The 14097-nt window shown below is 68.3% G+C and carries 12 protein-coding genes; 7 read left to right on the top strand and 5 right to left on the bottom strand.

The features are described from left to right. Positions 1-3 precede the first annotated feature (3 nt). Both AMK33_RS15275 and rpsF read right to left on the bottom strand, forming a co-directional pair. Positions 4-591: a single-stranded DNA-binding protein gene (locus tag AMK33_RS15275; RefSeq protein ID WP_073933342.1), complete on the bottom strand. Its 588-nt coding sequence runs from the start codon at positions 589-591 to the stop codon at positions 4-6. A gap of 76 nt (positions 592-667) precedes the next feature. Further along, positions 668-958: a 30S ribosomal protein S6 gene (gene rpsF / locus AMK33_RS15270; RefSeq protein ID WP_004929252.1), complete on the bottom strand. Its 291-nt coding sequence runs from the start codon at positions 956-958 to the stop codon at positions 668-670. 317 nt (positions 959-1275) lie between these two features. Between rpsF and AMK33_RS15265 the strand changes: the two genes are divergently transcribed. The 3 genes from AMK33_RS15265 to AMK33_RS15255 all read left to right on the top strand — a co-directional run bounded on the left by AMK33_RS15265 (position 1276) and on the right by AMK33_RS15255 (position 3993). Further along, positions 1276-1590, top strand: a complete 315-nt coding sequence (locus AMK33_RS15265) for a hypothetical protein (protein WP_073933341.1) — start codon at positions 1276-1278, stop codon at positions 1588-1590. 166 nt (positions 1591-1756) lie between these two features. After that, entirely contained in the window at positions 1757-2878 is a 1122-nt protein-coding gene (femX, locus tag AMK33_RS15260; RefSeq protein WP_073933340.1) for a peptidoglycan bridge formation glycyltransferase FemX, read from the top strand. 83 nt (positions 2879-2961) lie between these two features. Further along, complete coding sequence (locus AMK33_RS15255; RefSeq protein WP_030857077.1) at positions 2962-3993, top strand: alanine racemase; 1032 nt, start codon at positions 2962-2964, stop codon at positions 3991-3993. 107 nt (positions 3994-4100) lie between these two features. Here the strand turns inward: AMK33_RS15255 and AMK33_RS15250 are convergent, their stop codons facing one another. After that, positions 4101-5609, bottom strand: coding sequence for a glycosyltransferase family 87 protein (locus AMK33_RS15250; RefSeq protein WP_073933339.1), 1509 nt, complete (start codon positions 5607-5609; stop codon positions 4101-4103). 98 nt (positions 5610-5707) lie between these two features. Further along, complete coding sequence (locus tag AMK33_RS15245) at positions 5708-8350, bottom strand: transglycosylase domain-containing protein (RefSeq protein ID WP_201263029.1); 2643 nt, start codon at positions 8348-8350, stop codon at positions 5708-5710. Positions 8351-8746: 396 nt separating this feature from the next. Between AMK33_RS15245 and AMK33_RS15240 the strand changes: the two genes are divergently transcribed. From AMK33_RS15240 to AMK33_RS15225, 4 genes are all read left to right on the top strand, one after another. Further along, positions 8747-9430 carry a PadR family transcriptional regulator gene (locus AMK33_RS15240; RefSeq protein WP_030857073.1) on the top strand — a complete coding sequence of 228 codons (684 nt, stop codon included), beginning with the start codon at positions 8747-8749 and terminating at the stop codon, positions 9428-9430. A 44-nt stretch (positions 9431-9474) separates the two neighbouring features. Beyond that, positions 9475-10557, top strand: coding sequence for an inositol-3-phosphate synthase (locus tag AMK33_RS15235; RefSeq protein WP_073933338.1), 1083 nt, complete (start codon positions 9475-9477; stop codon positions 10555-10557). A 78-nt stretch (positions 10558-10635) separates the two neighbouring features. Further along, the gene (locus AMK33_RS15230) at positions 10636-11898 is read left to right on the top strand and encodes an MFS transporter (RefSeq protein ID WP_073933337.1); all 1263 of its coding nucleotides are present in this window, start codon (positions 10636-10638) and stop codon (positions 11896-11898) included. 122 nt (positions 11899-12020) lie between these two features. Then, complete coding sequence (locus AMK33_RS15225) at positions 12021-12494, top strand: LppU/SCO3897 family protein (RefSeq protein ID WP_073933336.1); 474 nt, start codon at positions 12021-12023, stop codon at positions 12492-12494. Between the two features lie 102 nt (positions 12495-12596). Here the strand turns inward: AMK33_RS15225 and AMK33_RS15220 are convergent, their stop codons facing one another. Then, the gene (locus tag AMK33_RS15220; protein ID WP_073933335.1) at positions 12597-14063 is read right to left on the bottom strand and encodes a CCA tRNA nucleotidyltransferase; all 1467 of its coding nucleotides are present in this window, start codon (positions 14061-14063) and stop codon (positions 12597-12599) included. Positions 14064-14097 lie beyond the last annotated feature (34 nt).

Below are 14097 nucleotides of genomic sequence, written 5' to 3'. Positions count from 1 at the left end.
CGCCTAGAAGGGGGGCTCGTCCGAGTAGCCGCCGCCGCTGCCGCCGGAGCCACCGCCCCAGCCGCCGCCACCGCCCTGCTGGCCACCGGCGGGAGCGCCGGTCGCCCACGGGTCGTCGGCGGGAGCGCCGCCGCCCTGCTGGCCACCGCCGGGGCCGCCGCCCCAGCCGCCGCCACCCTGGCCGCCACCGCCGCCGTAGCCGCCACCACCCTGCTGACCACCGCGGCCGGTGGTCTTGGTGACCTTGGCCGTGGCGTTGCGCAGGCTGGCGCCGACTTCCTCGACGTCCAGCTCGTAGACCGTGCGCTTGACGCCCTCACGGTCCTCGTAGGACCGCTGCTTCAGCCGGCCCTGCACAATGACGCGCATGCCTCGCTGGAGCGACTCGGCGACGTTCTCCGCCGCCTGACGCCAGACCGAGCAGGTCAGGAACAGGCTCTCGCCGTCCTTCCACTCGTTCGTCTGGCGGTCGAAGGTGCGGGGCGTCGACGCGACACGGAACTTCGCGACGGCCGCACCGGACGGGGTGAAGCGCAGCTCGGGGTCGTCGACAAGATTGCCGACGACCGTGATGACGGTCTCGCCTGCCATGGGGAACCTCTCGGCGGGTTTGCTGCTGGCTGCTTGTGCTGCTACTCGAGTCCCGGGATCAGCTGAGCGGAAGAGCTCAGTGGGTCTCGGGGCGGAGGACCTTGGTCCGGAGGACCGACTCGTTCAGGTTCATCTGGCGGTCGAGCTCCTTGACGACCGCAGGCTCGGCCTGCAGGTCGATGACCGAGTAGATGCCCTCGGGCTTCTTCTTGATCTCGTACGAGAGACGACGACGGCCCCAGGTGTCGACCTTCTCGACCTTTCCGCCGCCGTCACGGACGACAGAGAGGAAGTTCTCGATCAGCGGGGAGACAGCGCGCTCCTCGGTGTCGGGGTCGAGGATGACCATCACCTCGTAGTGACGCATGTGGAACCCACCTCCTTTGGACTCAGCGGCCACGGTCGTTCCGTGGCAGGAGGGTCGTGATGCGTTGTCGCAACGATGCCTGTCAGTAAAACAGCCGCCACTGACAATCGAGGCCGGGCGGCGATCTCCCAGGCCGGCCGGGGCGGACCGTGGCCCTTCCTCGGCTTGCCTGGCTCTGTCCGGACAGAGACCGGTGCGGACGGTACAGAGTACCCGCACAGCGGCTTCCGGTTGAAATCCGGCCGTGGGGACAGTCAATCTGTACACATCGGGTGTGTACGGCGCTACGATCCGCCGCCTTTCGCAGGAGGTGCCCCATGGCACAGGCATTGCGACCCAACACCGCCGGAGGCCTTTTCGCCACGGACGGCAAACCCCACCCGCTCCAGGACACCCTCATGGCGGTGACCCTGGTGCTGGGTATCACGTCCTTCATCACGGCGATGTTCCACCACCTGCACCTGCTCAGTTCCTGGACCGGCCTGGTGGGGATCCTCACCGGCGTGTACGGCCAGTGGATCTCGGTGACGACCCGCGAGCGCTTCGGCCTCGTCCTGGGCCTGGGTGCCGCGGCGGTCGGGTTCTTCCTGGGCATGGCGCACGGGGGCCTCTTCGGCGGTCTCTTCGACTGACGTCGGGCACCCCCTCTTTCGAACATCGTCGAACGCCCCGGCCGGCGACGGGCCGGGGCGAAGGTCCCGTGCGCCCAACCGGGGCGCCCCCGAGGCGCAGTAGGCTTCGCGCGAGAGCCGGAGCCCCTGAACCCATGGGGACACACCAGCCCGAGGAGCGCCCCGAATGAGCCTGACCCTGAGGACCATCAGCCGAGAGCAGCATCTGGCCTACATCCAGAGCCTGCCGTCGGCGAGCCACATGCAGGTCCCGGCCTGGGCTGATGTCAAGGCGGAATGGCGCTCGGAGAACCTCGGATGGTTCGACGACCGGACAGGTGAGCTGGTCGGTGCCGGTCTCGTCCTCTACCGGCAACTGCCCAAGATCAAGCGCTACCTCGCCTATCTGCCCGAGGGCCCGGTCATCAACTGGTTCGCGCCGAATCTCCAGGAGTGGATCGAGCCGATGCTCGCCCACCTGAAGCAGCAGGGCGCGTTCTCGGTGAAGATGGGGCCGCCGGTGATCATCCGGCGCTGGGAGGCCTCGACCATCAAGAAGGGCATCCAGGACCAGGACGTGAAGCGTCTGCGCGACCTGGAGGCCGACTTCATCGAGCCCCGCGCCTTCGAGGTCGCCGACAAGCTGCGCCGCATGGGCTGGCAGCAGGGCGAGGACGGCGGCGCCGGCTTCGGGGACGTCCAGCCCCGCTACGTCTACCAGGTGCCGCTGGCCAACCGCGCCCTGGAAGAGGTCCACAAGAACTTCAACCAGCTGTGGCGCCGCAACATCAAGAAGGCGGAGAAGGCCGGCGTCGAGGTCGTCCAGGGTGGCTACAACGATCTGCCCGAGTGGCAGCGGCTGTACGAGATCACAGCTGTGCGCGACCACTTCCGGCCCCGCCCGCTGTCGTACTTCCAGCGCATGTGGTCGGCCCTCAACACCGAGGACCCCAACCGCATGCGGCTGTACTTCGCCCGGCACAACGGCGTGAACCTGTCCGCGGCGACGATGCTGATCGTCGGTGGGCACGTCTGGTACTCCTACGGCGCCTCCGACAACATCGGCCGCGAGGTCCGGCCCTCGAACGCGATGCAGTGGCGGATGCTGCGCGACGCCTACGCGCTCGGCGCGACCGTCTACGACCTGCGCGGCATCTCCGACTCGCTGGACGAGACCGACCACCTCTTCGGTCTGATCCAGTTCAAGGTGGGCACCGGCGGCCAGGCCGCCGAGTACCTCGGCGAGTGGGACTTCCCGCTGAACAAGCTGCTCCACAAGGCGCTCGACATCTACATGTCGCGCCGCTGACCTCTGTTTCGCCGCTCCGGCGGCTCCGTTCGCTCCCATACTTCTGATACACCGCAGCCACGAGAAAGGTTCCAGGTCCGGCCATGGCGCTCACGCTCTACGTCGACACCGCGCGCTGGCGGGCGCATCACAAGCACGTGCAGGAGCAGTTCCCGGGGCTGGTCCCGGTCTGCAAGGGCAACGGCTACGGCTTCGGCCACGAGCGGCTGGCCGAGGAGGCCACCCGGCTGGGCTCGGACGTCCTCGCCGTCGGCACGACGTACGAGGCCGCCCGGATCAAGGACTGGTTCGGCGGTGACCTGCTGGTGCTGACGCCGTACCGGCGCGGCGAGGAGCCGGTGCCGCTGCCCGACCGGGTCATCCGCTCGGTGTCGTCCGTCGACGGCGTGTACGGCCTGGTCGGCGCCCGGGTGGTCATCGAGGTGATGTCCTCGATGAAGCGGCACGGCATCAGCGAGCAGGACCTGCCCCAGCTGCACTCCGCGATAGAGAACGTCCGGCTGGAGGGCTTCGCCATCCATCTGCCGCTGGACCGCACCGACGGCTCGGACGCCGTCGAGGAGGTCATCGGCTGGATGGACCGCCTGCGGGCGGCCCGTCTCCCGCTGCACACCATGTTCGTGAGCCATCTCAAGGCCGACGACCTCGCCCGGCTGCAGCAGCAGTTCCCGCAGACCCGCTTCCGCGCCCGGATCGGCACCCGGCTCTGGCTGGGGGACCACGAGGCCACCGAGTACCGGGGCGCCGTCCTGGACGTCACGCGCGTCGCCAAGGGGGACCGGTTCGGCTACCGCCAGCAGAAGGCCGCCTCCGACGGCTATCTGGTGGTCGTGGCGGGCGGTACGTCGCACGGAGTGGGCCTGGAGGCCCCCAAGGCCCTGCACGGGGTCATGCCGCGGGCCAAGGGCGTCGCCCGCGCCGGCCTCGCCACGGTCAACCGCAACCTCTCGCCGTTCGTCTGGGGCGGCAAGCAGCGCTGGTTCGCCGAGCCGCCGCACATGCAGGTGTCGATCCTGTTCGTGCCGGCGGACGCGCCGGAACCGACGGTGGGCGAGGAGTTGGTGGCCCATCTCCGGCACACCACCACGCAGTTCGACCGGCTCGTCGACCGCTGACAGCGGGAAGGCCGTACACGCGCTGACAGCGGGAAAGGCCGTACACGGTTCTCCCGTGTACGGCCTTTCCCGCTCCCTGAGGGAGCGTCACCCTCCGGGTTGTTCGCTCAGAGCGAACCTCCGGTGGTTTCCGTCCTGCCCCATTCGACCGGAGGCCCCTCGAAGTGGGCCGCGTGACGAGCGGGGCGAGCCGCCGGCCCGAGCACGAACACGTCCTCGGCTCCGTCCAGCACCCCGCCCGAGGGGTCGTCGTCACCGGACCGGCGCACCGGGTCCCGCTCCGGCATCAGGATGTCGCGCAGGACCATGACACACAGGTAGAGCGTCCCCAGCAGATGCACGCCGATCGCCCAGTGGTAGCCGTCGGTGGGCAGTCCCTTGTGGGCGTCCCCGCTGGTCGTGTAGGCGAGGTACATCCAGATGCCCAGGAAGTACGCCACCTCACAGGCCTGCCAGACGAGGAAGTCCCGCCACTTCGGCCGGGCTAGGGCCGCCAGCGGCACCAGCCACAGGACGTACTGCGGCGAGTAGACCTTGTTGGTGAGGATGAACGCCGCGACGATCAGGAAGGCGAGCTGGGCGAAGCGCGGTCGGCGGGGGGCCGTGAGCGTGAGGGCCGCGACGCCCACGCAGCACAGCAGCATCAGCGCCGTGGCGAGCGTGTTGACCGTGTCGGTGCTCAGCGGGTCGTCCGAGTTCTGCGCCAGGATCAGCCAGAAGGAACCGAAGTCGACGCCTCGCTCCTGGCTGAACGTGTAGAACTTCGACCAGCCGTCGAACGCGAAGAGCATCACGGGCCCGTTCACGACGAGCCAGGCGACGGCCGCGCCGCCGAGGGCCGTGCCGTACTCCCGCCATCGTCCCGCGCGCCAGCACAGCACCAGCAGCGGCCCGAGGAGCAGCACGGGGTAGAGCTTGGCGGCCGTGGCGAGCCCGAGGAGGACACCGAAGGCGAGGGAGCGCCCCCGCGACCACATCAGCATCGCGGCGGCCGTCAGAGCGATCGCCAGCAGGTCCCAGTTGATGGTCGCGGTCAGCGCGAAGGCCGGTGCCAGGGCGACCAGCAGGCCGTCCCAGGGCCGCCGCGCGTGCGTACGGGTCACGCAGACGACGATGACGGCCGCGCACGCCATGAGCATTCCGGCGTTGACCATCCAGTACCACTGTTCCTGGTCCTGAATGCTGCCGCTGCCGGGGGTGAGCCAGGCGGCGACCTCCATGAACAGGCCGGTCAGCACCGGGTACTCGAGGTACTCCATGTCCCCGGGGAGCCTGTCGAAGTACGGCACCAGCCCGTCGGCGAAGCCGCGTCCCTGGTAGAGGTGCGGGATGTCCGAGTAGCACGCATGCGTGTACTGGGAGCTGGCGCCGAAGAACCAGGCACCGTTGTAGCAGGGGGCCTTCTGCACCAGGCCGAGGGCGAACATGCCGATCGCCACGAGCGCGATCACTCGCACCGGGGTCCACCAGGAGGTCCCGGTCAGAGCACGCCGTCCGAGCGGACCGCCGATCAGCTCGCTGCCGGCCGCGGCGACCCGGTCCTCCTCGGTCGGCCGCACCGGCTCCGGCTCGTGGACGCTCGCTTGCGTCGATTCTCCACTGGGCATGCCGCACATCCTGCCGTACATGACCGGGGATACGCCGAGGGCCGCCGCACCCGAAGGTGCGGCGGCCCATGTTTCACGTGAAACACCCAAGCCGGGCGACAGGTCGGCTAACCGGCCGGGCCTCCGAAGAAACCACCACCGCCTCCGTTGCCGTTGCCGTTGCTGTTTCCGGTGTCGCTACTGGACGTGGGATCCGGCGAGCTGGTCGCCCCTCCGTCCGTGCCGCCGTTGTCCGTGCCGCCGTTGTCCGTGCCGCCGTTGTCCTCCTCACCGTCGTCTTCGCAGTTGAAGTCGAACGGCCCGCACGTGGCGGTGTTGGTCGGTGGCGGCGGCGTGACCTCGGTCTGCGTGGGCGACGGAGGCGCCGTCGGCGTCTCCTTCTCCTCTTCTTCCTCGGTCTCCGTGGCGGTCGGAGTGGGAGACGGCGCTCCGATCCCGTCCGCGATCTCACCGATCTTCTCGGCCTTGGGGAATCCGGGGTCGTCCTCGCCCTTCAGCGCGGCCTTCATGTACTCGGTCCAGATCTGCGTGGGAACGTCACCACCGTGGATGGATTCATCACCCGCCGTGCCGTTCATGGAGAGCAGCTTGTGGTCCTTGGGGTCCTCGCGGAACATCCCGACCGAGGTCGCGAGCTGCTGGGTGTAGCCGACCCACCACGCGGACTTGTTCTTGTCGGTCGTACCCGTCTTGCCGGCTGCTGTACGCCCCAGCTCCTGCGCCTTGTAACCGGTACCGTTCTCGATCACGTTCTCGAGGATGTCGGTGATGTTGTTCGCCACGTTCTCCGGCATCGCCTGCGTGACACGCGGCTTCTCGAAACCGGGCAGTTCCGACCCCTTGTGCTTGACGGCGGTCACCGAGTACGGGTCGGCCTGCTTGCCGGATGCCGCGAAGGTCGCATAGGCGTCGGCCATGCGGATCGCGCTGGGGGTCGACGTACCGAGGGCGAATGACGGGTCGCGGGTGGCGAAGCTCTCCTTCAAGATGCCGGACTTCTCGGCGACGTCCGCCACCGTCTCCATCCCCACGTCCATGCCGAGCTGCACGAAGGGGGTGTTGACGGACTGCTCCATCGCCTTGCGCAGGGTGATGTAACCCCACTTGTAGTCGGTCTCGTTCTCCTGGTAGAAGGGCGTGTTGTCCTTCTTGAGGACGAGGGAGCCGTCGTTCTCCTTGATCTGCAGGTGGTCGTCACCGTTGTACTTGCTGAGCGGTGAGACGCCTACGCCGTCCGTCTTGTACGTGCCATGGTGCATCGCGGCGGCCAGCACGAACGGCTTCCACGTCGAACCGACGGGGATACCCGAGGTGTCCGCGTTGTTGTTAAAGTGACCGTTCTCGAAGCCGGCACCGCCGTAGAGAGCGACGATCGCGCCGTCATTGGGCTTCACCGACGCCGCGCCGAACTGGACGTGCTGGTCCTCCTCGCGCTTCTTCGGGTCGATCTTCTCCTTCTCGACCTTCTTCACGGCCTTGGCCAGCGCCTCGACCTTGTCCTTCTCGAAGGTCGTGTAGATCTGGTAGCCGCCCTGGTCGAACTGCGCCTCCGTGATGTCGGAGTTCTTCAGGACGTAGCGCTTCGCCGTGTCGACGAGATAGCTGACCTGGCCGGTCATGCCCTTGATCGCCTTGCGGCCCTGGGGCTCGGGGTACCCCTTGATCGCCTTCTGGTACTCGGCGTCCGAGAGGTGATCGTCGCCGTGCATCTGCTCGAGGATCCAACTCCAGCGCTCCTCGGAACGCTCGCGGTTCTTCTCGGCGGTGGCGGAGGAGTCGAGGTTCGTGTTGCCCGCCGGGTCGAAGTACGTCGGTCCCTTGAGCAGGGCGGCGAGGAAGGCGCACTCACTGGGCGTGAGATCGACCGCGTCCTTGCCGTAGTAGGTCTGGGCGGCGGCCTGGATGCCGTAGGCGCCACGGCCGTAGTACGAGGTGTTCAGGTAGCCCTGGAGGATCTCGGCCTTGGAGAGCTTGGTGCCCACCTTGATCGAGATGAACATCTCCTTGAACTTCCGGGAGATCGTCTGGTCCTGGCTCAGGTAGGTGTTCTTCACGAACTGCTGGGTGATCGTCGAGCCGCCCTGGGTGTCACCACCCGTGGCCATGTTGCCGAGCGCCCGGGCGATGCCCATGGGGTCGATGCCCGAGTCCTCGTAGAAGCTCTTGTTCTCGGCCGAGATCACCGCCCACTGCATGGCCTCGGGGATGCGGTCGATCGTGACGTTCTGCCGGTTCTGCCCGCTGCCGGTGGCGACCATCTGGGTGCCGTCGGCCCAGTAGTAGACGTTGTTCTCGGACAACGCCATGGCGTTCTCCTCGCTGGGCACGCTCACCATCGCGTACCCGATCCCCGCCACGGCGACCAGGCTTCCGAAGAACGCGATGCACAGGCCGGACACGAGCTTCCAGGACGGCGTCCAGCGACGCCAGCCGTCCTTGTCGTAGCGCGGATAGTCGATGATCCGCTTCTTTCCGGGAGGGGCCGAGCGCCCCCCGCCCCGGCCGGGGCCGGCGGCACCGGCACGGCGGCCCCCGCCTCTCTGTGCCGCGCGTCGTGCCTCGGCGCGGCTACTGTACGTATGCTCCTCACCCCCCGAGCCACGGGAGCCCGACCCATAGGAATCGGACGGAGACCCTGTGGCGCCTCGCGGTGCCGCGCGGCGGCCGGAGGACGAGCCGGACTGGCCGCGTCGGGCCGCGGCACGTCCGCCTCCCTGCGGCTGCGGCGGTTTGCGACGGTGCTCGCTCATCGAACGACTACTCCTCGGGCAGGCGCACCCTTGCGCGCCTGGAAACGGCGGCTGGTTTCCGGTCCCCCCGAAGTACGGATGCGGCGCTTCCCGCATTCACCCGTACTGCACCGGGGAGCAAGACGTCCCCAGGCGTCACTCGGTTCCCGGTGGTGTGCATGGCGCACAGACTACGCACCGTCAAAACCCGCCGAGCACAGAAGTTCACCTCAAATCAGGCAACTTGCTCCCTATCAATCGGCGATGTGATCCCGTTCACCTTTCTGCCCCTTGTCGCATCCGGAAGGCCGTTCTATCGTCGTGATGTATCGAGTCGATACATCAGCTCGACATAAAGGCGGCGACGAGCCGCACACGAGCCCGTCACGGCACGACCGCGGCAGAGGGGAGGCGACGATGAGCCGGCGTTCCGGGATCCTCGAGTTCGCCGTACTCGGCCTGCTCCGCGAATCTCCGATGCACGGCTATGAGCTGCGCAAACGACTCAATACGTCACTGGGTGTGTTCCGTGCGTTCAGCTACGGGACGCTCTACCCCTGCCTCAAGACGCTGCTCGCCAACGGCTGGTTGATCGAGGAACCGGGGAACACCACCGAGGACGCCCTCGCCGCTCCGCTCGCGGGGCGCCGCGCCAAGATCGTCTACCGGTTGACGGCGGAGGGTAAGGAGCACTTCGAGCAGCTGCTCTCCCAGACGGGGCCGGACGCGTACGAGGACGAGACCTTCGCCGCGCGGTTCGCCTTCTTCGGGCAGACGTCGCGCGACGTCCGCATGCGCGTGCTCGAGGGCCGCCGCAGCCGGCTGGAGGAGCGCCTCGAGAAGATGCGCGCCTCCCTGGCCCGGACCCGGGAGCGCCTCGACGACTACACGCTCGAGCTCCAGCGCCACGGGATGGAGTCCGTGGAGCGCGAAGTGCGCTGGCTGAACGAGCTCATCGAGAGCGAGCGGGCCGGGCGGGACCTGAAGGGGTCCGCCACCGGGGGGCCCGCTCAGCAGGACACCACATCTGGAGCGACGGGCGGCCTGCCCCGGACCGGGGACGATCCCCGGCCGGATACGCCCGACGACACCGCCACGTGAGACCCCCTGAAGGGCCTCACTCGTACACACAGGGAGCAACCGGAATGGGTTCGGTTCGCGTAGCCATCGTCGGCGTGGGCAACTGCGCCGCATCGCTGGTGCAGGGCGTCGAGTACTACAAGGACGCCGACCCGGCGTCCAAGGTCCCGGGCCTGATGCACGTCCAGTTCGGCGACTACCACGTCCGTGACATCGAGTTCGTCGCCGCCTTCGACGTGGACGCCAAGAAGGTCGGCCTGGACCTCGCGGACGCCATCGGCGCCTCCGAGAACAACACCATCAAGATCTGCGACGTGCCGAACAGCGGCGTCCAGGTCCAGCGCGGCCACACCCTCGACGGTCTCGGCAAGTACTACCGGGAGACCATCGAGGAGTCCGCCGAGGCCCCGGTCGACGTCGTCCAGGTCCTCAAGGACAAGCAGGTCGACGTCCTCGTCTGCTACCTGCCCGTCGGCTCCGAGGACGCGGCGAAGTTCTACGCCCAGTGCGCCATCGACGCCAAGGTCGCCTTCGTCAACGCCCTCCCGGTCTTCATCGCCGGCACCAAGGAGTGGGCGGACAAGTTCACCGAGGCGGGCGTCCCGATCGTCGGTGACGACATCAAGTCCCAGGTCGGCGCCACCATCACGCACCGCGTGATGGCGAAGCTGTTCGAGGACCGCGGTGTCGTCCTGGACCGCACGATGCAGCTGAACGTCGGCGGCAACATGGACTTCAAGAACATGCTCGAGCGCGACCGCCTCGAGTCCAAGAAGATCTCCAAGACGCAGGCCGTCACCTCGCAGATCCCCGACCGGGACCTCGGCGAGAAGAACGTCCACATCGGCCCGTCCGACTACGTGGCCTGGCTGGACGACCGCAAGTGGGCCTACGTCCGCCTGGAGGGCCGCGCGTTCGGTGACGTCCCGCTGAACCTGGAGTACAAGCTCGAGGTCTGGGACTCCCCGAACTCCGCCGGTGTCATCATCGACGCCCTGCGCGCCGCGAAGATCGCCAAGGACCGGGGCATCGGCGGCCCGATCCTCTCGGCGTCCTCGTACTTCATGAAGTCCCCGCCGGTGCAGTACTTCGACGACGAGGCCCGCGCGAACGTCGAGAAGTTCATCCAGGGCGAGGTCGAGCGCTAAGACCTCCCCACTGTGGGCAGTTGAGGGTCTCCGGGTCGCATGGCCCGGAGACCCTCTCCGTATGTGAGGCTGTGCCCCATGGCCGTCGTCCGTGACCTGCGCGTCCTGCTGCGCCTCCAGGGCTTCAGGCGTCTGCTCGCCGTCCGGCTGCTCTCCCAGGGCGCCGACGGCGTCTTCCAGGTCGCGCTCGCCGCCTACGTGGTCTTCTCCCCCGAGAAGCAGACGTCGGCCGCGGCGATCGCCTCCGCGATGGCGGTCCTGCTCCTCCCGTACTCCGTGGTCGGCCCCTTCGCGGGAGTCCTCCTGGACCGCTGGCGCCGCCGCCAGGTCTTCCTCTACGGCAACCTGCTGCGCGCCCTGATGGCCTCGGTGACCGCCCTCCTGATCCTCGTCCGGGTGCCCGACTGGCTCCTCTTCGTCGCCGCCCTGTGCGTCACCGGCGTCAACCGCTTCGTCCTCGCCGGGCTGTCCGCCGCGCTGCCGCGCGTGGTGGACAGCGAGCGGCTGGTCGTCGCCAACTCCCTGTCCCCGACCGCCGGGACGCTCGCCGCGACCGCGGGCGGCGGGCTCGCCTTCGTCGTCCGTCTGGTCGTCGCCGACTCCGATGCGGCCGTGGTGCTCGTGGGCGCCGCGCTGTACCTGTGCGCGGCCGTGGCATCGCTGCGCATGGCGAAGGAACTGCTAGGTCCCGACCGGGCCTTGGTACGTCCCCGGCTGGCCACGGCACTCACCGGAACCGCTCGTGACCTGGCGGCGGGCGTACGGCACCTCGCCGCGCCCCGGCGCAGGGAGGCCGCCTGGGCGCTCGCGGCGATGTCGCTCATGCGGTTCTGCTACGGCGCGATGCTCGTCATGCTGCTGATGCTCTGCCGGTACGCCCTGACGTCGACCACCGACGAGGGACTCGCCCTCCTGGGGCTGGCGTTGGGGGTGTCCGGCGCCGGCTTCTTCACCGCGGCCGTCCTCACACCCTGGGCCGCGGGGCGGCTCGGCCCCGGCCGCTGGATCGTGGTGTGCGCCGCGGCGGCGGCCGTACTGGAGCCGGCGCTCGGCCTGCCCTTCGCCTCCGGCCCCCTGCTGGCCGGGGCGTTCGTCCTGGGCCTGACCACCCAGGGCGCGAAGATCGCCACGGACACCCTCGTCCAGGCCTGTGTCGACGACGACTTCCGCGGCCGGATCTTCTCCGTGTACGACGTCCTGTTCAACGTGGCCTTCGTCGGTGCCGCGGGAGTGGCCGCCCTGATGCTCCCGCCGGACGGCCGATCGGTCCCGCTGGTGGTAACGATCGCCGTTATCTACGGAGCAGTAGCTGTGGCTATGGCCCGTTTTGAGCGTCAGTAAGTGTCACATCAACGCCACAGAGCCTTATTGGGCTACGGAGTTGTCAGTGCGGGCCGGTAGCTTACGTGCGTCTTATCAACGCGTCTTTCGCGCCACGCACCCATGTTCCAGGGGGACCCCAAGTGACCACTCCGCCGCCTCAGGGCAATCCGTTCGCGCAGGGCCAGCAGCAGCCCTACGGCCAGCCCCAGGGCCCGGCCACCTTCCCGCAGCAGGCGGGCCAGCCCGGGTTCCCCCCGCCGGGTGCGCCGGTCCCGCCGCCCGCTCCCGCCGGGCGCTTCAGCAAGAAGATGCTGCGCATCGTCGGCTTCATCGTCATCGCGGTACTCATCGGCGTGGGCAAGTGGTTCTTCGGCCAGAGCGACGCCGAGACCACGTCCGTGGGCAGCTGCATGCACAACGAGGGCACGCAGATCAGCCCGGACCTCAAGACGGTGGACTGCTCTTCGAGCGACGCCCAGTACAAGGTCGTCGAGAAGTTCGACAACACCAGCGACGACTCGAAGTGCGAGGCCGTCAAGGAGGCGACGATCTCCTACTACCAGACGGGCGACAGCAGCCACAACGTGGTCCTCTGCCTCAAGGAAGTGAAGTAACACTTCCACGCGGACTCGAAGGGCGGTGTTTCACGTGAAACACCGCCCTCGTCATGTCAGCGGGGCCATGTTTCACGTGAAACATGACTCCGTTCCATGCCCTCAGTCCTGCTGCCCGGCCCACCACTCCTTGAGCGCCGCCACCGCCGCGTCGTACCCCATCGGACCGTTCTCCAGCCGGAGCTCCAGCAGGTGCTTGTACGCCTGGCCGACGGCCGGGCCCGGCTTGACGCCGAGGACCTCCATGATCTGGTTGCCGTCGAGGTCCGGACGGATGGCGTCCAGCTCCTCCTGCTCCTGGAGCTGGGCGATCCGCTCCTCCAGGCCGTCGTACGCACGCGAGAGTGCCGAGGCCTTGCGCTTGTTGCGGGTCGTGCAGTCCGAACGGGTCAGCTTGTGGAGCCGGCCGAGGAGCGGTCCGGCGTCACGGACATAGCGACGCACGGCGGAGTCCGTCCACTCTCCCGTGCCGTAGCCGTGGAAGCGCAGATGGAGCTCGACGAGACGCGAGACGTCCTTCACCAGCTCGTTGGAGTACTTGAGCGCCGTCATGCGCTTCTTGGTCATCTTCGCCCCGACCACCTCGTGGTGGTGGAACGAGACGCGGCCGTCCTTCTCGAAGCGGCGCGTGCGCGGCTTGCCGATGTCGTGCAGCAGGGCCGCCAGGCGAAGGGTCAGGTCGGGGCCGTCCTCCTCCAAGGCCATCGCCTGCTCCAGGACGATCAGCGTGTGGTCGTAGACGTCCTTGTGCCGGTGGTGCTCGTCCCGCTCCAGGTGCAGGGCCGGCAGCTCGGGCAGCACGTATGCGGCGATCCCGGTGTCCACGAGCAGGGACAGTCCCTTGCGCGGGTGCGTGGAGAGGATCAGCTTGTTCAGCTCGTCCCGTACGCGCTCGGCGGAGACGATCTCGATACGGCCGGCCATCTCCTTCATCGCCGTGACGACCTCGGGTGCCACCTCGAAGTCGAGCTGGGCCGCGAACCGGGCGGCCCGCATCATCCGCAGCGGATCGTCCGAGAAGGACTCCTCGGGCGTGCCCGGGGTGCGCAGCACCCGCGCGGCCAGATCGACGCGACCGCCGTGCGGATCGATGAACCGCTTCTCCGGCAGCGCGACGGCCATCGCGTTCACCGTGAAGTCACGCCGGACCAGGTCCTCCTCGATGGAGTCGCCGTACGACACCTCCGGCTTGCGCGAGGTGCGGTCGTACGCTTCCGAGCGATAGGTGGTCACCTCGATCTGGAAGCTCCGGTCGGCATCCCCGACGCGGGCCTCCTTCTGTGCGCCGACCGTGCCGAAGGCGATCCCGACGTCCCAGACGGCGTCCGCCCAGGGGCGCATGATCTTCAGTACGTCCTGCGGGCGGGCGTCGGTCGTGAAGTCCAGATCGTTGCCGAGTCGGCCGAGCAGCGCGTCCCGCACCGAGCCGCCCACCAGGGCGAGTGAGAACCCGGCCTCCTGGAAGCGGCGGGCGAGGTCGTCGGCGACAGGGGCGACCCGCAGCAGTTCACTCACGGCGCGGTCCTGCGCCTGGCTCAGGGCACTGGTCTCTTCGTTGGCGTTCGGCACAACAGAAGAGGGTACGTGGCCCGAACCGCCGAGG

This window comes from Streptomyces sp. CB02400, assembly GCF_001905725.1.
In the GTDB taxonomy this organism is placed as follows: Bacteria; Actinomycetota; Actinomycetes; order Streptomycetales; family Streptomycetaceae; genus Streptomyces; species Streptomyces atrovirens.
Note: the sequence above shows the minus strand (reverse complement) of the source record. Positions and strands in the feature narration are given on the sequence as shown.

What these genes read in the sequence shown, in the direction of transcription:
- AMK33_RS15275 (WP_073933342.1), bottom strand. Translation starts at nt 591, where the DNA reads ATGGCAGGCGAGACCGTCATCACGGTCGTCGGCAATCTTGTCGACGAC.
- rpsF (WP_004929252.1), bottom strand. Translation starts at nt 958, where the DNA reads ATGCGTCACTACGAGGTGATGGTCATCCTCGACCCCGACACCGAGGAG.
- AMK33_RS15265 (WP_073933341.1), top strand. Translation starts at nt 1,276, where the DNA reads ATGGCACAGGCATTGCGACCCAACACCGCCGGAGGCCTTTTCGCCACG.
- femX (WP_073933340.1), top strand. Translation starts at nt 1,757, where the DNA reads ATGAGCCTGACCCTGAGGACCATCAGCCGAGAGCAGCATCTGGCCTAC.
- AMK33_RS15255 (WP_030857077.1), top strand. Translation starts at nt 2,962, where the DNA reads ATGGCGCTCACGCTCTACGTCGACACCGCGCGCTGGCGGGCGCATCAC.
- AMK33_RS15250 (WP_073933339.1), bottom strand. Translation starts at nt 5,609, where the DNA reads ATGTGCGGCATGCCCAGTGGAGAATCGACGCAAGCGAGCGTCCACGAG.
- AMK33_RS15245 (WP_201263029.1), bottom strand. Translation starts at nt 8,350, where the DNA reads ATGAGCGAGCACCGTCGCAAACCGCCGCAGCCGCAGGGAGGCGGACGT.
- AMK33_RS15240 (WP_030857073.1), top strand. Translation starts at nt 8,747, where the DNA reads ATGAGCCGGCGTTCCGGGATCCTCGAGTTCGCCGTACTCGGCCTGCTC.
- AMK33_RS15235 (WP_073933338.1), top strand. Translation starts at nt 9,475, where the DNA reads ATGGGTTCGGTTCGCGTAGCCATCGTCGGCGTGGGCAACTGCGCCGCA.
- AMK33_RS15230 (WP_073933337.1), top strand. Translation starts at nt 10,636, where the DNA reads ATGGCCGTCGTCCGTGACCTGCGCGTCCTGCTGCGCCTCCAGGGCTTC.